We start from the raw sequence: 18,564 nt of genomic DNA on the forward strand, positions 1-18,564 counted from the left end.
ACGGAGGTTTTTTATGAATACAGCAGCAATTCATCATCATCCTGACAGCGAGTACGCGTATCTCTATACCAAAGATTCGATGCATATTCGGCTAAGAACAGCTAGAGCCGATTGCCGTTCTGTGTCCCTGATCCACGGTGATCCCTATACGTTAGAAGAAGATCGATGGCACAAACAAACGACAAACATGCGAAAGACATTATCGACTGATTTATATGATTTTTGGGAAGTCGATGTCACGGCCCCTTATCGTCGTCTAAGCTACGGATTTGTTGTAACCGGTTACGATGGCAGTGCCGTTTTCTTTACCGAGCACGGCGTTTTTCCACTCGAAGAACAATTCCTAACCATGGCAAATAATTATTTCCGTATGCCCTTTTTCCATGAGATCGATCGCTTTAAAGCTCCTCAATGGGTCAAAGAGACTGTCTGGTATCAAATTTTCCCCGAACGGTTTGCAAATGGAGATACTTCTAACGATCCTGAAGATGTCCTTGCTTGGGGGAGCAAAGACTCCCCTGGTCGTCAAGATTTTTACGGCGGCGATCTCCAGGGAGTGCTCGACAACTTGGATTATTTAAGCGACTTAGGCGTGAATGGGTTGTATTTTTGCCCAATCTTCAAAGCGCATTCCAATCATAAATACGATACGATCGATTATTTAGAGATTGATCCGGCCTTCGGCGACAAAGAACTCTTTCGAGAACTAGTAACCGAATGCCATAAGCGCGGAATCCGAATTATGTTAGACGCCGTCTTCAATCATATTGGAGATACCTCACCGCAATGGCTCGATGTGGTAGAAAACGGTGCAGCGTCGCGTTTTAAAGATTGGTTCCATATCCATTCTTTTCCTGTTCACTATACGAAGACCGCTGATTTCGAAGTTGCAAAAGATATGAATTTTGATACGTTCGCTTTCACGCCCCACATGCCAAAATTAAATACCGCCAACAAAGAAGTCCAAGAGTACATTTTAACCATCGCAAAATACTGGATCAACGAATTTGATATCGACGCTTGGCGTTTAGATGTCGCAAACGAGGTAGACCATCATTTGTGGAAAAAATTTGCCGAAGCTTGTCATGAGTTAAAAGATGATTTTTATATTTTAGGTGAAGTTTGGCATAGTTCTCAAAGCTGGCTCCAAGGAGATGAGTTCACTGCTGTCATGAATTATTCCTTTACTGAATCGATCATTAATTATTTTTTAGAACATACGATTTCATTGGAAAAATTCGTCAGTAATTTGAATGAGCAGCTGACCCTCTATCGAAAGCAGACTAACCAAATGATGTTAAACACGATCGACACTCATGATACACCTCGTTTACTGACTCTGGCAGACGGGAATAAGGACTTAATGAAGCAAGTCCTCGCCTTTCTTTATTTACAGCAGGGAGTTCCGTGTCTTTATTATGGCGATGAGATTGGGATGGATGGCGGAATGGATCCAGACTGCCGGAAATGCATGGTTTGGGAGCCTGAAAAACAGGATAGAAACATGTTCACCTTCATGAAACAGCTCATTGCCTTTCGTTTAGAGAATCAATTTACGCTTAGCGAAGGCACACTCGCATGGTTAAAAATCGATCCTGACAACGGCATCCTGATCTTTGAAAGAAGCACACCTGAAGAGTGTTTAATCGGCATCTTCAACACCGGCGATCAGCCTATCCAAGAAGATCTTTCTGGTGAAGTCAGCTTTGTCCATTTGGCAAATATCCAAAAAAATCAGCTGACAATTAAGCCGAACGGATTTGTAATCGCTAAAAAATAAAAAAAGCTGGGAGACCTCTCTCGGCTTTTTTCATAGGAGGATAAAAAATGCAGCACTGGTGGCAAGAAGTTGTCGTTTATCAAGTCTATCCACGGAGTTTCCAAGACAGCAACGGAGATGGAATTGGAGATTTGAAAGGAATAATTAGACGGCTGGATTATTTAGAGAAACTAGGGATCGGAGCTTTGTGGCTAAGCCCTGTCTATCAAAGTCCCAATGACGATAATGGCTACGATATTTCTGATTATCGTGGGATTATGGAAGAATTTGGCACGATGGCTGAAATGGAGCAGTTGATCCAAGAAGCTAAAAAACGTGGGATTCGAATTATTTTAGACCTTGTCGTAAATCATACTAGCGACGAACACAAGTGGTTTGTTGAAGCAAAAAAAGCCAAAGATAATCCGTTTCGTGAGTATTATATTTGGCGTGACCCTATCAACGATTCCTATCCAAATGAACTGACTAGTATCTTCAGCGGACCCGCCTGGCAATTTGACGAAGCAACTCAGCAATACTATTTGCATTTATTCAGTAAAAAACAGCCTGACTTGAATTGGGCAAACGAAAACGTCCGTGATGCGATCTACGATATGATGAATTTTTGGATCGACAAAGGGATCGGCGGATTTCGGATGGATGTCATCGATTTGATCGGAAAAGTACCCGACCAAGAAATCACAGCTAATGGACCTAAATTGCATGATTACTTACAAGAAATGAATCACACGACTTTTGGTAAAAAGGATTTATTGACGGTTGGAGAAACTTGGGGCGCGACACCTGAGTTAGCTAAGCTTTATTCCGATCCAGCACGGGATGAATTGTCGATGGTCTTTCAATTTGAGCATATCAGTTTAGATGAGGTCCCCGGACAATCCAAATGGAGCAGCCGCCCCTTACAGATCAATGAATTAAAGTCGGTTTTTTCTAAATGGCAAACAGAATTAAAAAATACAGGCTGGAATTCACTCTTTTGGAACAACCATGACCTTCCGCGGATCGTTTCGCGTTGGGGAAATGATCGCGACTATCGAGAAAAATCGGCAAAATTATTAGCGATCTTACTTCACTGTTTAAAAGGCACACCTTACATCTATCAAGGGGAAGAAATCGGCATGACGAATCATACGGTGACAGATATTTCAGAGGTTCAAGATATCGAAAGCCGCAATATGTATTTTGAGAAAACTGCTGAAGGCCACACCAAAGAGCAGCTGCTAACGCTGATCAACCAAAAAGGACGCGACAACGGAAGAACGCCGATGCAGTGGGATTCATCTCCTCAAGCTGGCTTTACAACCGGAACGCCTTGGTTGGCAGTTGTATCAAATTATGAAAAAATCAATGTCCAACAAGCGTTAGAAAATCCAGCGTCCCTTTTTTATACGTATCAAAAATTAATCCAACTGCGAAAAAGCTCTCCCATTATGGTCTGGGGCGATTATGAGCTTTTGACAGAGACGCATGAGGAAGTCTTCAGCTATCTGAGAACTTACCAAGGAAAAAGATGGCTCATCGTGACTAATTTTTCCAATAATCCTCATGCATTTACTTATCCCGAGGGAGAAATCGGCTCGACAATTATTTCAAACTTAACTACAATGATCCCCCGTGAGAAGACGATCACCCTAGCACCTTGGGATGCTTTTGTGGTGGAGTTAGGAGAAGTGTAATGACAAATTGGTGGAAAAATGCTGTTGGATACCAGATTTATCCTCGCAGTTTCATGGATAGTAACGATGACGGCATTGGTGATCTAAAAGGGATTCAAGCTAAAATTCCGTATCTCAAAGAATTAGGTATCGATTTTATTTGGCTCAATCCAATCTATCAAAGTCCAAATGTTGATAATGGTTATGATATTTCCGACTATCAAGCCATCAACCCAGAGTTTGGCACTTTGGAGGATTTAAAAGAACTGATCCAACTAGCACATAATAATCAAATTAAGTTGATCATGGATCTCGTCATCAATCATACTAGCGACCAACATCCGTGGTTTTTGGAGTCAAAAAAATCCAAAGAAAATCCCTACCGCGACTATTATTTGTGGGCCGATGCTTCCCCTGAAAAAATGCCTAATAATTGGCAAAGCTTTTTTGGCGGTTCAACTTGGACGTATGACTCCTCCACCAAACAAGCCTATTTCCACGTTTTTGCTAAAGAACAGCCTGATTTAAATTGGAAGAATCCAGCGATGCGTAAGGATATCTATCAAATGATTCGCTGGTGGCTTGATTTTGGCATCGATGGCTTTCGTTTAGATGCCATTAGTCATATCCAAAAGCAGCCCTGGGACTTCAAGATCACAGATAATCCTTGGGCTCCTTTCATGAATGTCGCTGGCATCGAGACTTATATGGCGGAACTAAAAGAAATCTTTCGCAGTTATAATATTATGACCGTCGGAGAAGCCAGTGGTGTTAGCAGTAAAAGTGCCGCGCTTTGGACCGATCCAGAAGACGGATATATCGATATGATTTTTGAACTGGAACATCAAGTTAGGACTGGCGAGCCAGGATACGAAATTGGAAGCTTGCCTGACTTTAAAAAGGTCCTCTCTCGCTGGCAAAAAGATTTACAACCAAACGGCTGGAATGCTCTGTATATTGACAATCACGATAATCCCAGAAGCAATTCGATCTTTGGAAATGAAACGAATGAATCCGCCACTGCTTTGGCAACTGCCTATCTGTTATTAAGAGGGACACCGTTTATTTATCAAGGACAAGAATTGGGAATGACGAATTTCCCCTTTGAATCAATCGATGAGCTGCGGACAACTGAATCGCTGCAAACCTATCATGATTGGCTAAACAAAGGGCTATCACAAAATGAAGCTTTGCGTTTGACCACTCACTGGACACGCGACCACTCACGAACACCGATGCATTGGACAGAGCTTGGCGGATTTTCTACCAATCAACCTTGGATGAAGCTAAATACCAATACGGATAGAATCAATGTTGCCATTCAGCAGGCGAATCCAACTTCACCTTTCAATTATTACAAAAAGCTGATTACTCTAAGAAAATCACTGCCCGTCTTTACTTCTGGAAGCTATCAGATCGCGCTCGCCAAGCATCCTTCAGTCTGGGCATACACTCGTAAAGATGAAACAAACGAAGTCTTTGTTTTAACCAATTTAAGCGAAAAGGAACAAACCGTTACTTTACCAAATTATTGGACCAATCCAAATGATTCCTTTGAAGTATTGTTAACCAATTATCCAAATACGACTTGGCAAAAAAAATTGATCCTGCGCCCGTATGAAGCCATTGTAGTCAAAAAGCATTGACTCATTACTAATAACTATCTCAAGTAAACAAAAAAACTTTGCCTAAGTATCTGGCAAAGTTTTTTTGCTTATTCCGCTGTAATTCCTTGAACCTCTAAAATTTTCTCATCGATCATACGGATCACTTCATCCCGTGCGTCAGCATTATCAACAAAATTCAAACGATCACCATCGATTTGGATTTTGGGACTTTCATGATAGTCTTCATACCATTGATCGTAACGGCTGTTTAACTCCTTGTAATAATCATACAAGGTGGGATCAAATTCTAATTGCTCGTATTCACGTCCACGCTTTTGAATTCGTTCCATCATCGTTTCAAAAGAAACCCGGATGTGGACCAATAGATCGGGATGCTTTTTATGAGCCGCATAAGGCAACTCCTGCATCATATTGGCTAACAATTCATCGTAAACTTTGACCTCTGTCTCGGTTGCCCGGCCAAGATCAGCGTTTAAATGAAATAATAAAGAATCTTCATAGATTGAACGGTCCAAGACATTGTTGTCGTCTTGCATCGCCTTTTTAATACTATCAAAACGTTTATTTAAGAAATAGATTTGCAATAAAAATGCGTACTGCTCTGGATCAGCATAAAATAGCGGCAATACTTCATTATCATCAATCGATTCATAAAAAGCCTGACTTCCTAGATGCTCTGACAGCATTGCGGTCAAACTTGATTTCCCTGCTCCAATGGTTCCTGCTAATACGATCACACTCATAAACCCCCAACTCGTTTCATACAAAATATAGTGCGTATTTTTCAACTTATCCAATATACCCCCAATATCTTGTAGCGTCAAACAAAATATCTACAGAAAAACAAACTTTATTCTTCTAAGGAATGTTTAAAAAATCGTAGCTTTTCAAAAACTTTTCAGCGGTTTCGTTTACTTGTAGGTCTTCTCTGAGTAAAATGGGAAGAGACTAAAATGGCTTATTACTATTAAGTAATAATTTCGTTTATAATAAGGAAGTCGAGAAACAAGAATTTTTCTCAATGAAAACAATAGTTAAACAAATAAAAATGAAAAATACATACTCTAAAACGAAATAGGGGTTTTTTTAATGAAATCGATTGGCACGGGTTATGCCAGTGGAAAAATTATCTTAATGGGAGAACACTCGGTTGTTTATGGGGAGCCGGCGATCGCCTTTCCTTTTGCAGGAACAGGTATCCAAGCGACGATCAAGGTAAATAAACTTGAGTCGTGGATCGAATCCAGCTTCTTCCACGGACCGCTTTCAGCCGCGCCGAATACGATGCGCAATGTAACGGTCTTACTGTGGTATTTAGTAAAACATTTTAAAATTCCAGAACCTTTCTATTTAAAGATTGAAAGCTCGATTCCAGCCGAACGGGGAATGGGTTCAAGCGCTGCCGTAGCAGTTGCGATTACCCGGGCTGTTTTCGATTGGATGGAAGAACCAGCAACCCAAGAAAACGTCTTACACTTTGTCAATCAAGCGGAAGCGGTGGCTCATGGCAACCCTAGCGGCATTGACGCGACGACGATTAGTGGAACTGAACCGATCCTTTATCAAAAAGGCATCGGCTTCCAACCTTTCCAATTAAACATGGATGCTTTTTTAGTTGTGGCTGACACTGGCGTAAAAGGACAGACGCGCAAAGCAGTGAAAGATATCGCTAAATTGATGGAACTGCGCCCTTATGAGACCAATCAGCAAATGCGGACACTTGGACAGTTAACCAATCAAGCTCAGCAAGCCGTTTTGCAAAATAAGCCTCGCGTCTTAGGCGACTGTATGAACCAAGCTCAAGGTCTCTTACGCTTATTAGGTGCCAGCAATCGCAACTTAGACCACCTAATCGAAACGGCGTTAGAACATCACGCATTAGGTGCGAAGCTGACCGGTGGCGGCCGCGGTGGTTGCATGATCGCTCTAGCAGAGAATGAAACAAGCGGACGTCAGCTGCAGAAAACATTATTAGACGCTGGCGCACGTGATACATGGATTGAAGGGTTAGGTGTCTACGCACATGTTTAGTGGCAAAGCTCGAGCTTATACGAACATCGCCTTGATTAAATATTGGGGCAAAGAAAATCAAGAACTAATCATTCCAATGAACAATAGTTTATCGTTAACGTTGGATGCTTTTTATACTGAAACGACCGTCACTTTTTCCGAAGAGTTGAAGGAAGATCATTTCTACTTAGACAATCAACTGCAAGATCCGAAAGCGACCTTAAAAGTGAGTCGCTTTCTTGATTTAGTCCGCCAAAAAGCCGACTGCAGCCTTTATGCGACGGTAAAAAGCCAAAACTTCGTCCCTACAGCTGCAGGTTTAGCTTCTTCTGCTAGTGGTTTGGCCGCTTTGGCTGGCGCTACTAGTGCAGCATTAAATCTAGACTTATCACCGGAAGAATTATCGCGGCTTGCACGTCGGGGCTCCGGCTCTGCCTGCCGCAGCATTTACGGCGGCTTTGCAGAATGGCAAAAAGGGACTAGTGACGAGACGTCCTATGCAGTCGAAATACCAAGCAACGACTTCGAAAATGAGTTAAGTATGCTCTTTGTTGTGGTCAATGATGCCCAAAAAGATATTTCTAGTCGCGATGGCATGCAACGAACGGTCGAAACGTCGGCTTTTTATGATGGTTGGCTACAAACTGTTCCGCAAGATTTACAAAAAGCCAAACAAGCCATCGCTGAAAAAAACTTCATTGCCTTAGGAGAAGTTACCGAAGCCAGCGCCTTAAAAATGCACGGTACAACCTTAGCCGCGAATCCGCCCTTCACCTATTGGTCGGCAGAAAGCATGCAAGCCATGAATCTCGTCCGCCAAATCAGAACTGCCGGTATTCCTTGCTACTTCACAATGGATGCTGGACCAAATGTCAAAATCTTAGTCGAACGTAAAAATGAAGCAAAGGTTCAGGCTGCCTTAGCCGAGCATTTTGATTCCCAACAATTAATCCTTGCTCACGCAGGACCCAAAATCGAAATTTTATCAAAGGAGGACGCGTAAATGATTGAAGTATCTGCCCCTGGAAAACTTTATATCGCCGGTGAATACGCCGTTGTAGAACCGGGACATCCCGCGATCATCGTAGCCATCGACCAATTCATTTCCGTCTCCATCGGACCGGCCAAAAAAAGCGGAAGTATCCAATCCGCCCAATATAGCGATCTACCCATACGTTGGACTCGCCGGAATAACGAATTAGTCCTAGACATTCGTGACAATCCTTTCCATTATATTTTAGCGGCGATTCACTTCACCGAGAAATACGCCCAGGAAAAAGGCAAAAAATTGGCCTTCTTCGACTTAAAAGTAACAAGTGAACTGGATAATTCTAATGGCCGGAAATACGGTCTAGGCTCCAGTGGTGCTGTCACTGTGGCCACGGTCAAAGCGTTGAATGCTTTTTATCAACTGAATCTTTCGCAGTTAGAATTATTTAAATTAGCGACCCTCGCTCATTTAAATGTCCAAGGCAACGGCTCCTGTGGAGATATTGCCGCCAGCTGCTACGGTGGTTGGTTAGCCTTTTCTACCTTCGACCATGACTGGGTCTTAGAAAAAATGACGACCGAAAAATTGACCACTTTAATCGAAAATGACTGGCCTAATTTACAAATTGAACCATTGCAAGTCCCCGAAGACTTGCGCCTATTAATCGGTTGGACTGGCAGTCCAGCATCGACTTCTGATCTAGTCGACCAAGTCCATCAATCACGGGATGAAAAACGCACCTCTTACGAACACTTTCTACAAGACAGCAAAGCTTGCGTAGACGAAATGATCCAAGGGTTCAAGCGAAATGATGTATCCTTGATCCAGCAAATGATTCGTGAAAATCGCGAATTACTGAACCAATTGACGACGATCAGCAACGTCTTGATTGAAACCGAGGAATTAAAACGGTTGAATGATCTTGCTGAACAATACGGTGGCGCCGCAAAATCTTCCGGTGCTGGCGGTGGTGATTGCGGCATTGTGATCGTTGACAAACGTGCAGGAATCCTGCCTTTAATGAGTTCTTGGGAAAAGGCTGGCATCACGCCACTGCCTCTTCACGTCTATCATTTTACGGAGGATCGCCATGAATCGTAAAGACGAACATGTTTCATTGGCTCGAGCTTTCCATCAAAAACCAAAGGAAAATGATTTCGATGCGATTCGGTTATTGCATTCTTCCATCGTAACGATACGTCCTGAAGAGGTCGATTTAAGCACCAAAGTTCTCGGCCTTAAATTAAGCGTCCCTTTTTATATCAACGCTATGACCGGCGGCAGTGAAAAAACTAAAAAAATCAATCACGACTTGGCCATCATCGCTCGCGAGACGGATCTAATGATGGCAACTGGTTCTGTCAGCGCGGCGTTGAAAGATCCAAGTGTGGCAGATTCCTACACGGTCGTTCGAAAAGCCAATCCTCACGGCCTGATTCTGGGCAATATGGGGGCTGGTCGAACTAGTGAAGATGCCAAAAAAATCGTAGAGCTGCTGCAAGCAGATGGTTTACAAATCCATTTAAATGTTCCGCAAGAATTAGTCATGCCTGAAGGCGATCGTGATTTTCATGAATGGCCACAAAATATCCAACAAACCATTCAAGCACTGAATGTTCCTGTCATCGTCAAGGAAGTCGGTTTTGGCATGACACGAGAAACGCTTCAACAATTACACTCATTAGGAGCGCAGGCAATCGATGTTTCCGGTCGCGGCGGTACTAGCTTCTCACAAATTGAGAACGCTCGCCGGAAAAAGCGGGAACTAACTTATTTGGATGATTGGGGCCAATCGACGGTCGTATCCCTTTTAGAAGCTCAGTCAGTTAATGATCTGACCCTTCTGGCTTCTGGTGGCATTCGAGGTGCCTATGATATTTTTAAAGCTTTATGTTTAGGTGCTAAAGCTGTTGGTATTTCGGCGACGATCCTTGATCAGCTAATGAGTGATGGCATCGAATCCACTATTGCTATGATCGAAGACTGGAAAATTCAGCTGCAGCGTTTATATCTAATGACTAACAAAGCAACCACGGCAGAATTAAGCCAGAACCCGATTATTTTAAGCGGTGCACCTAAAGAATGGTGCCAAGCCCGCGGAATTGATTACAAACAATTAGCGACACGCAAATAAGAGGTGGAGATCAATTGATCTCCACCTCTTATTTTGCCTCATACAAAGAAAGTATAAATTTTTCACATGAATCAATCGCTTTACAGAAGATATATCCATGTCCGGCTACACGAAAGCCTTTATTAATCAGCCTCTAGCGTCTCAATAACCGCTGCAGCCAATTTTTCTTTTCACCAATACGAATCGTTCCGCTTATTTTTTTTGCTTCGAGCAAGGATTGAAACAAGATATTATCTTGCAGCAACAACTGGTTAATCACCAACAGCCGTTTAATGATGCGTAGCTTCTTTTCATTTGCCGCCTGTTTCTCTTCAGTTTCCGCGACAGCAAGGCGGGTATAATCCCTTTGAATGATTTTCATCAGTTCATATTGCTGTGTCAGCAAATAATTAATTTGTTTGATCTCTTGAGGAGTCACAGAAATTTGTGCATTCGAAGGAGCCAAGCCATTCAATGCAGCAACATAGTCTTGCATATCTAACATAAAAATATGATTTGCCTTACTGGCCATCAATTTTTTTTCATTTACTAGATAGTCAATCAAGGCGCCTAATCGCGCATTGGATTCACTTAATTCTTGTATCTCACGCTTCAATTTTTCCATGATCTTGAATCCTTCCCCCCATCTTAATTCTAGTCTATCGTTTTTTGAGGGTCAGAACAATCAAAGAGATTCATTTAATCTAAATAAAATGAATTTTTTAAATAAAATACTGCATTTGAGTTAAATTCAAAAAAAGAACCCTCACGAGGAGAGTTCTTTCACGAAAATTTATGCTTTGTAATCGTAAGCTGTCACAATAATTTCTTTCAGCTCGCTGATCAATGGTTCTTTTGGATTTGCTGTTGTACATTGGTCTTCGTAAGCCAGTTCAGCCATACGATCAACCGTCGTATTCAAGGTTTCTTGAGTCACGCCTTGTGCTTTCAAGTTCATGTCGATTCCAACAGTCACACCTAAGTTGTACACTGCTTCAATCAATGCCTCTACTAATTCTGCATTGGTATTGCCTTTAAGTCCTAAGAACTTAGCGATATCAGCATAATCAGCATCTGCACGGAAGTAGTCATATTTAGGGAACATCGCGTGTTTTTGTGGATCTTTCGCATTGTAACGGATGATATGCGGTAATAGAATCGCATTGGTACGTCCGTGAGGAATGCCGTATTCTCCACCGATCTTATGAGCGATTGAGTGACAAATTCCTAAGAAAGCATTGGCGAAGGCCATCCCTGCCATTGCAGAAGCATTATGCATTTTTTCACGGGCTTCTGGATCTGCTGTTTTAACAGATGTTTCAAGATTGTCAAAGACCATCTTGATTGCTTGTAAGCTCAAGCCGCGAGTATAATCAGAAGCCATAACAGACACGTATGATTCAATCGCGTGAGTCAATACGTCCATCCCAGTATCAGCAGTTACAGAAGCTGGTACGGTCATAACGAATTGTGGGTCAACGATTGCTACGTCTGGTGTCAACGCGTAGTCTGCTAATGGGTATTTCACGTGTGTTTCGCTATCAGTGATAACGGCAAATGGTGTTACTTCAGAACCTGTACCAGAAGTTGTTGGGATACATACGAACTGAGTTTTTTCAGGTTTGCCGATATTATACGTCCGTTTACGAATATCTAAGAATTTTTGTTTTGCGCCGAAGAATGAAGTGTCTGGGTGTTCAAAGAACATCCACATGCCTTTCGCCGCATCCATCGCAGAACCACCACCTAAAGCGATAACTGTATCTGGTTGGAAATCATTGAATATTTCTAAACCTTTATAAACTGTGTTGGTTGAAGGATTTGGCTCAACATCAGAGAAAACTTCGATTTTCACATCATTTGTCCGACGTCCAAGAACTTCGCGAACGATATCCGCATAGCCAAATTGAACCATGCCAGGGTCACAAACTAACATGACACGTTCAACATTTTCCATTTGGGTCAAATACAATAGAGAGTTCTTTTCGAAGTAGATTTTTGATGGTAGCTTAAACCATTGCATATTATTTCTCCGTTTCGCTATAGTTTTAACATTGATTAAGTTAATAGCAGATACGTTTTTAGATACAGAGTTCTTCCCGTATGAACCACAACCAAGCGTCAATGATGGGATCATTTCATTGTAAATGTCACCGATACCGCCTTCTGCAGATGGTGAATTAACTAAAATACGGCAAGCTTTCATACGCAACCCAAATTTCACTTGTAAATCTTCATCTTCTGTATGAATAACTGCTGTATGGCCTAATCCGCCTAACTCAAGCATACCTTGGCAAAGATCGAAACCGTGTTGGTGATCATTTGCTTTGATCATCGCTAAAACTGGAGAAAGTTTTTCACGAGATAATGGATAATCTGCACCGACACCATCTAATTCAGCGATTAGAATTTTTGTGCCAGCGGGAACTTTGATTCCTGCACGTTGCGCAATATCTTCAGCTGAATGACCAACGATTGCAGGATTTACTGCATATTTACCTTCGTTCATGACAGCGTCTTCTAATTTTTTCAATTCATTTTTCTTCACAACATAAACTTGATGTGCTTGGAATTCTGCTTTTACATCTTCGTAGACTTCTTTGTCTACAATAACAGCTTGTTCAGAAGCACAGATCATACCGTTATCAAACGATTTTGAAACGATTAAGTCGTTGACCGCACGTTTGATTTTCGCTGTTTTTTCAATGTATGAAGGAACGTTACCCGCACCAACACCTAAAGCTGGTTTACCAGTAGAGTAAGCTGATTTAACCATGCCTGGTCCGCCTGTCGCAAGAACGATGGCTACACCTGGGTGATTCATTAACATTGATGTTGCGTCGATCGATGGTTTTTCGATCCATTGGATACAATTTTCAGGAGCGCCTGCCGCGATTGCCGCGTCACGAACGATACGCGCAGCTTCAGCAGAACATTTTTGAGCGCTTGGATGGAAAGCAAATACAATTGGGTTTCCTGTTTTTAAGGCGATCATTGATTTGAAGATTGTTGTAGATGTTGGGTTTGTTGTAGGTGTTACGCCACAAACAACGCCGACAGGTCCAGCAACTTCGATTAAGCCTTTTTGTTTGTCTTCGCCAATCACGCCAACAGTTTTATCATTCTTAATGCTGTTCCAGATGTATTCTGAAGCGTACATATTTTTGATTGCTTTATCTTCGACGATCCCGCGGCCGGTTTCTTCAACGGCCATTTTCGCTAACATCATGTGTTTGTCTAATGCTGCCATTGCCATTTCGTGAACGATATGGTCAACTTTTTCTTGATCGAAGTCTTCCATTTCTTTCAACGCAACATTTGCTTTTGCTGCTAATTCATCAATCACTTGTTCAACGCTGACTGCGTCTTTTTCCTTTTCAATCGCTTTAGCCATGTGTATCCTCCTAAAAATTTTTGTGTTCTTTTTCACATAGACATCATACAACACCCTCGGGAGTTTGTAAATAGTTTTTGTGATTTTTTTCACACCAGTTTTTTTTATTATCAAATGCGATGAACACAGCCCGTCTATAACATATGCTTTTTTTAGAGATTATAGTATTGAGTTTCTAATAAAAGAACTTTTTTCACAATTATCTTCAGGGTTAACAAAACAATCCACAAAAAAAGAGTGGAACAATAAATGCTCCACTCTCCAAACGGATACTTCGTTTATTCTTTATCTTCAGGTTTTTCTTCAACAACTGTTTCTTGCGGCTCAGTTACTTCAGGTTCTACCACTTCTGGTCCAACTGGCGTTGTCGCCGGACGAACATTGGCTGTTACGGTTCTGATTGATGCACGATCAAAGACTAGATAAATGCCTTCACAGTCTAAAGTAACAGTCTTATCATTCGTATTAATTTCATGGATCACACCGTGTAATCCACCGATCGTTACGACATCGTCGCCAACTTTCATCGCATCCAAGACGTTTTGGCGTTCTTGTTGTTGTTTCTTTTGAGAACGGTTCATCATGAAGAACATTCCCAGCATTACTACGATCAAGATGATCATTGAAAAGCTTCCCATTTTATATTTCCCCTCGCATTCTTAGTAAATCCACTTCTAACTGTAACAAAATTTCTAAAGTTTCACTAGCTTTTTTATTCAGACTTTAGAAACTTTTTGCGTTTTGTTTATTAAATCCATATTCTTCAAAGAAGGCTTGGCGGAATTCTAATAAATTATCATCCATGATTGCTTGACGAACTTGCTTCATCAAATTGATTAAGAAATATAGATTATGATAAGAAGTTAGACGAATACCAAAGGTTTCATCACAATGGATCAAGTGACGAATGTAAGCACGAGTATAATTACGACACGTGTAGCAATCACATTTTTCATCTAATGGACGAAAATCATGAGCATATTTCGCGTTCTTAACAACTAAGCGCCCTGCTGACGTCATACATGTACCGTTACGAGCGATCCGCGTCGGCAATACGCAATCAAACATATCCACGCCACGAATCACGCCGTCGATTAATGAATCTGCAGCGCCCACACCCATCAAATAGCGGGGCTTGTTTTCTGGAATCAATGGTGTCGTAAATTCTAGCACCCGATTCATTTCTGCTTTTGGTTCACCGACAGAAAGTCCGCCGATAGAATAGCCAGGGAAATCCATGCTGACAAGATCTTTGGCGCTTTGACGACGCAAGTCCTCAAAACCAGCACCTTGAATGATCCCGAATAATCCTTGCGTTGTTGGGTTAGCGTGCGCTTTTAGTCCACGTTCTGCCCAGCGTGAGGTCCGTTCCACTGATTTTTTCACATAGTCATAGCTTTCATCAAATGGCGGGCATTCATCAAAGCTCATCATGATGTCAGAACCTAATTTATTTTGGATATCGATCGCTTTTTCTGGAGATAAGAACATCTTCGAACCGTTCAAATGGTTTTTGAAATGAACGCCCTCTTCAACGATATTCCGCATATCTGCTAATGAGAACACTTGGAAGCCACCGGAGTCCGTCAAAATCGGTTGATCCCAGTTCATGAACTTGTGCAAGCCGCCCGCTTCCGCAACAAGATCTTCTCCAGGCCGTAGCCATAAATGATAGGTATTGCTTAAAATAATGCCGGCACCCATCTCTTTTAAATCTTCTGGTGACATTGTTTTAACCGTTGCCAATGTGCCTACTGGCATGAACATTGGCGTCGGAAACGTTCCATGAGGAGTGATAATCTCTCCCAAACGTGCGCCTGTATGTTTTTCTTTCTTTATTAAACGATAAGAAATGGCAGGTTCAGTCATTCAATTTCCTACTTTCTTCTATATGTATTGTGTATGTATTAGTCTGCAACTTGTACCATAATAATGGTTTTATAGTCGTTTTGCAACTTTCCTTCCAGACTTTAACGCTTCTTATAGAAATCATGTTCATAACCACACAAAATAAATTTTTTTTATTTAATTTTCCACATTTTCCTATTTAATAAGAACAAATTTTTCTTTTTCCCAGAGTGCTTGAACGAACAAAATAAGCAATCCCATGCTTTTGCTCGAAAATACATAACTAATAAAAAAACTTTAGATGAATTATCACTTAAAACACGTTAAAAAGAGCTTAATGTGAAGAAAATACTTATCTAAAGAAAGCGTTTACAGTAGCAATATTAACATTTATGATGAAGTAGTAAAAAAATATTAGGAGGGAAACAATGGTTAAAGCGACTGAGAAAAAAACAGAACCAATCGATGTTGACGGCGTAATCAATGATCTGGCAACGAAGGGAAACGACGCGTTAAAGGTGTTAGCGAAATTCGATCAGGCAAAAGTGGATCAGATTGTTCACGAAATGGCAATGGCCGCATTAGACAAGCACATGTTATTAGCAAAAATGGCCGTAGAAGAGACCGGGCGTGGAATCGTTGAAGACAAAGCAATCAAGAATATGTATGCCTCTGAGTATATTTGGAACAATATCAAAGACAATAAGACCGCTGGCGTAATTCATGAAGACAAGCAAAAACATCTGATTCAAATCGCTGAACCAGTGGGTGTGATCTGTGGTGTGACGCCTACGACCAATCCCACCTCAACAACGATTTTCAAGGCTCTGATCGCTTTAAAAACACGTAATCCAATCATTTTCGCCTTCCATCCAAGCGCGCAAAAATGTTCTGCCGAAGCAGCGCGGATCATCCGTGACGCGGCGATTGCAGCCGGTGCACCAGAAAATTGTATCCAATGGATCGAGCAACCTTCCCTTGAAGCTACCCAAGGCTTGATGAATCATCCTGGTGTAGCGATTGTTTTAGCAACTGGCGGTGGTGCAATGGTGAAAGCTGCCTATTCAACTGGAAAGCCAGCTCTCGGCGTTGGCCCTGGGAATGTTCCCGCCTACATCGAAAAAACCGCCAATATCAAACGCGCAGTCAATGACCTACTTGTGTCTAAAACTTTCGACAGCGGCATGATCTGCGCTTCCGAACAAGCAGTCATCGTCGACAAAGAGATTTATGAAACGGTCAAAAAAGAATTTCAAGCGCATCAAGTTTACTTCGTTAAAAAAAATGAGTTGAGACAATTGGAAGCGGTCGTTATGAATGAAGGCAAATATGCTGTTAATCCGAAGATCGTTGGCTTCTCTGCAAAAGCAATTGCTGATCTAGCTGGGATCGGTGTTCCAAATGGGACCAAAATGTTAGTAGCAGAATTAGACGGTGTAGGACCTGACTACCCGCTATCTCGTGAAAAGCTTTCACCAGTCTTGGCAATGATCAAATCAAATTCGACTGAGCATGGTTTTGACTTATCTGAGGCAATGTTAGAGCTAGGTGGTTTAGGGCATACGGCGGTTATTCATTCAGAAGATGAAGAAGCACAATTAGAATTCAGTTTGCGCATGAAGGCTTGTCGCATCTTAATCAATTCACCTTCTTCGGAAGGCGGAATCGGCGATATTTACAACGAATTGATCCCATCATTAACGCTTGGCTGCGGTTCTTACGGGAAAAACTCAGTTTCTCACAACGTATCAGCCCTTGACTTAATCAACATTAAAACGGTAGCGAAACGGAGAAAAAACATGCAATGGTTTAAACTTCCACCAAAGATCTATTTTGAAAAGAACTCTTTGTTGTATTTGACCCAAATGGAGAATGTGGAACGGGTCATGCTAGTTTGTGATCCTGGGATGGTACAGTTCGGCTACGCGGATATCGTGCGAGAAGCATTAAGCAGACGGAAAAACGATGTCAAAATCGAAGTCTTCTCAGATGTGGAACCAAACCCATCCACCAATACGGTCTATAAAGGATTGGAAATGTTTGTAAACTTCCAACCTGACACGATCATTGCCTTAGGCGGCGGATCAGCGATGGATGCGGCGAAAGGCATGTGGATGTTCTTTGAACACCCAGACACGTCCTTCTTCGGCGCAAAACAAAAATTCTTGGATATCCGTAAGCGGACTTACGGGATCGAAGCACCAGAAAAAACTCAGCTGGTCTGTATCCCGACAACTTCAGGAACCGGTGCCGAAGTAACCCCATTTGCGGTTATCACAGATAGCGAAACTCACGTGAAATACCCATTAGCTGACTATGCCCTGACGCCAAATGTCGCGATCATCGATCCGCAGTTTGTTTTAACATTGCCAAAATCAATCGCAGCCGATACCGGGATGGATGTCTTGACTCACGCGATCGAATCTTATGTCTCCGTTATGGCCTCTGATTATACTCGCGGCCTGAGCTTGCAGGCAATCCAGATCGTCTTTGACTACTTGGAAAAATCGGTTAAAAACGGCGATGAAGAATCGCGGGAGAAGATGCATAACGCTTCTGCGATGGCCGGGATGGCCTTCGCCAATGCCTTCTTGGGAATTTGTCATTCGATCGCTCATAAGATCGGCGGCGAATATGGGATTCCTCATGGTCGGACAAATGCGATTCTCTTGCCTCATATCATTCGCTACAATGCGAAAGATCCGCAAAAACATGCGATGTTCCCTAAATATGATTATTTCCGGGCACATACTGATTACGCAGACATTGCGAAGTTTTTAGGGCTAAAGGGCAAGACTATCGAAGAATTAGTTGAAGCTTTAGCTTCAGCTATTTATGAGCTAGGTACGTCGATCGGCATCGATATGAGTCTCAAAGCGCAAGGCGTAACGCAAGAGACACTAGATTCCACAGTTGATCGGATGGCGGAGCTTGCTTATGAGGATCAATGTACCACCGCGAATCCAAAAGAACCGCTGATCAGCGAATTGAAAGAGATTATCATCACTAGCTACGATTATAAAGCGTAACACGGTAGAGCCGTTTTACTCCTAAGCAGTGTTCGCTTCACTGCAAAAAAGCCTTCGATGAAAACAATCATCGAAGGCTTTTTTAGCTCTACTTGTGGCAATCAATAAAATATGAT

The 18,564-nt window shown here is 42.0% G+C and carries 13 protein-coding genes; 8 read left to right on the forward strand and 5 right to left on the reverse strand.

All coding sequences use genetic code 11. The annotated features are described in order from the left end of the window. Positions 1-13 precede the first annotated feature (13 nt). From RV00_RS05700 to RV00_RS05710, 3 genes are read left to right on the forward strand one after another with little or no spacing between them, the layout of a single operon-like run. Positions 14-1,780 carry a glycoside hydrolase family 13 protein gene (locus RV00_RS05700; RefSeq protein ID WP_071861650.1) on the forward strand — a complete coding sequence of 589 codons (1,767 nt, stop codon included), beginning with the start codon at positions 14-16 and terminating at the stop codon, positions 1,778-1,780. A gap of 47 nt (positions 1,781-1,827) precedes the next feature. Then, entirely contained in the window at positions 1,828-3,456 is a 1,629-nt protein-coding gene (locus tag RV00_RS05705) for a glycoside hydrolase family 13 protein (protein ID WP_071861651.1), read from the forward strand. Next, on the forward strand, positions 3,456-5,081 hold the full coding sequence (locus tag RV00_RS05710) for a glycoside hydrolase family 13 protein (protein WP_071861652.1): 1,626 nt from the start codon (positions 3,456-3,458) through the stop codon (positions 5,079-5,081). The genes RV00_RS05705 and RV00_RS05710 overlap by 1 nt, the downstream gene beginning before the upstream one ends. A 68-nt stretch (positions 5,082-5,149) precedes the next feature. Here the strand turns inward: RV00_RS05710 and RV00_RS05715 are convergent, their stop codons facing one another. Further along, a complete protein-coding gene (locus RV00_RS05715) occupies positions 5,150-5,806 on the reverse strand; it encodes a deoxynucleoside kinase (RefSeq protein ID WP_071861814.1) in 657 nt (218 codons plus the stop codon). A 346-nt stretch (positions 5,807-6,152) separates the two neighbouring features. Here RV00_RS05715 and mvk point away from each other — a divergent pair, with 346 nt between their 5' ends. The 4 genes from mvk to fni are packed head-to-tail and all read left to right on the forward strand — an operon-like array spanning position 6,153 to position 10,198. Next, positions 6,153-7,094 carry a mevalonate kinase gene (gene mvk, locus RV00_RS05720; protein ID WP_071861653.1) on the forward strand — a complete coding sequence of 314 codons (942 nt, stop codon included), beginning with the start codon at positions 6,153-6,155 and terminating at the stop codon, positions 7,092-7,094. After that, positions 7,087-8,076 (forward strand): diphosphomevalonate decarboxylase, encoded by a 990-nt coding sequence (gene mvaD, locus RV00_RS05725; RefSeq protein WP_071861654.1) that lies wholly within the window; start codon positions 7,087-7,089, stop codon positions 8,074-8,076. Before mvk ends, mvaD begins: the two co-directional genes overlap by 8 nt. Then, positions 8,077-9,165, forward strand: a complete 1,089-nt coding sequence (locus RV00_RS05730) for a phosphomevalonate kinase (RefSeq protein WP_071861655.1) — start codon at positions 8,077-8,079, stop codon at positions 9,163-9,165. After that, positions 9,155-10,198: a type 2 isopentenyl-diphosphate Delta-isomerase gene (gene fni / locus RV00_RS05735; protein WP_071861656.1), complete on the forward strand. Its 1,044-nt coding sequence runs from the start codon at positions 9,155-9,157 to the stop codon at positions 10,196-10,198. Before RV00_RS05730 ends, fni begins: the two co-directional genes overlap by 11 nt. A 133-nt stretch (positions 10,199-10,331) precedes the next feature. Here fni and RV00_RS05740 read toward each other — a convergent pair whose 3' ends face one another. The 4 genes from RV00_RS05740 to tgt all read right to left on the reverse strand — a co-directional run bounded on the left by RV00_RS05740 (position 10,332) and on the right by tgt (position 15,440). Beyond that, positions 10,332-10,802 carry a hypothetical protein gene (locus RV00_RS05740; protein ID WP_071861657.1) on the reverse strand — a complete coding sequence of 157 codons (471 nt, stop codon included), beginning with the start codon at positions 10,800-10,802 and terminating at the stop codon, positions 10,332-10,334. A gap of 168 nt (positions 10,803-10,970) precedes the next feature. Next, complete coding sequence (adhE, locus tag RV00_RS05745) at positions 10,971-13,571, reverse strand: bifunctional acetaldehyde-CoA/alcohol dehydrogenase (RefSeq protein ID WP_071861658.1); 2,601 nt, start codon at positions 13,569-13,571, stop codon at positions 10,971-10,973. Between the two features lie 278 nt (positions 13,572-13,849). Next, the gene (gene yajC, locus RV00_RS05750; protein WP_071861659.1) at positions 13,850-14,209 is read right to left on the reverse strand and encodes a preprotein translocase subunit YajC; all 360 of its coding nucleotides are present in this window, start codon (positions 14,207-14,209) and stop codon (positions 13,850-13,852) included. An 85-nt stretch (positions 14,210-14,294) separates the two neighbouring features. Next, positions 14,295-15,440, reverse strand: a complete 1,146-nt coding sequence (gene tgt / locus RV00_RS05755) for a tRNA guanosine(34) transglycosylase Tgt (protein WP_071861660.1) — start codon at positions 15,438-15,440, stop codon at positions 14,295-14,297. Positions 15,441-15,847: 407 nt separating this feature from the next. Here tgt and adhE (RV00_RS05760) point away from each other — a divergent pair, with 407 nt between their 5' ends. Next, complete coding sequence (adhE, locus tag RV00_RS05760; protein ID WP_071861661.1) at positions 15,848-18,448, forward strand: bifunctional acetaldehyde-CoA/alcohol dehydrogenase; 2,601 nt, start codon at positions 15,848-15,850, stop codon at positions 18,446-18,448. Positions 18,449-18,564 lie beyond the last annotated feature (116 nt).

The sequence above is a fragment of the Enterococcus devriesei genome (assembly GCF_001885905.1).
Lineage (GTDB): Bacteria > Bacillota > Bacilli > Lactobacillales > Enterococcaceae > Enterococcus_A > Enterococcus_A devriesei.

Excerpts from the sequence above, each read along its gene's own strand:
- fni (WP_071861656.1), top strand. The coding sequence starts at position 9,155 with ATGAATCGTAAAGACGAACATGTTTCATTGGCTCGAGCTTTCCATCAA.
- mvk (WP_071861653.1), top strand. The coding sequence starts at position 6,153 with ATGAAATCGATTGGCACGGGTTATGCCAGTGGAAAAATTATCTTAATG.
- mvaD (WP_071861654.1), top strand. The coding sequence starts at position 7,087 with ATGTTTAGTGGCAAAGCTCGAGCTTATACGAACATCGCCTTGATTAAA.
- RV00_RS05700 (WP_071861650.1), top strand. The coding sequence starts at position 14 with ATGAATACAGCAGCAATTCATCATCATCCTGACAGCGAGTACGCGTAT.
- RV00_RS05715 (WP_071861814.1), bottom strand. The coding sequence starts at position 5,806 with ATGAGTGTGATCGTATTAGCAGGAACCATTGGAGCAGGGAAATCAAGT.
- RV00_RS05705 (WP_071861651.1), top strand. The coding sequence starts at position 1,828 with ATGCAGCACTGGTGGCAAGAAGTTGTCGTTTATCAAGTCTATCCACGG.
- RV00_RS05710 (WP_071861652.1), top strand. The coding sequence starts at position 3,456 with ATGACAAATTGGTGGAAAAATGCTGTTGGATACCAGATTTATCCTCGC.
- RV00_RS05730 (WP_071861655.1), top strand. The coding sequence starts at position 8,077 with ATGATTGAAGTATCTGCCCCTGGAAAACTTTATATCGCCGGTGAATAC.
- adhE (WP_071861658.1), bottom strand. The coding sequence starts at position 13,571 with ATGGCTAAAGCGATTGAAAAGGAAAAAGACGCAGTCAGCGTTGAACAA.
- tgt (WP_071861660.1), bottom strand. The coding sequence starts at position 15,440 with ATGACTGAACCTGCCATTTCTTATCGTTTAATAAAGAAAGAAAAACAT.
- RV00_RS05740 (WP_071861657.1), bottom strand. The coding sequence starts at position 10,802 with ATGGAAAAATTGAAGCGTGAGATACAAGAATTAAGTGAATCCAATGCG.
- yajC (WP_071861659.1), bottom strand. The coding sequence starts at position 14,209 with ATGGGAAGCTTTTCAATGATCATCTTGATCGTAGTAATGCTGGGAATG.
- adhE (WP_071861661.1), top strand. The coding sequence starts at position 15,848 with ATGGTTAAAGCGACTGAGAAAAAAACAGAACCAATCGATGTTGACGGC.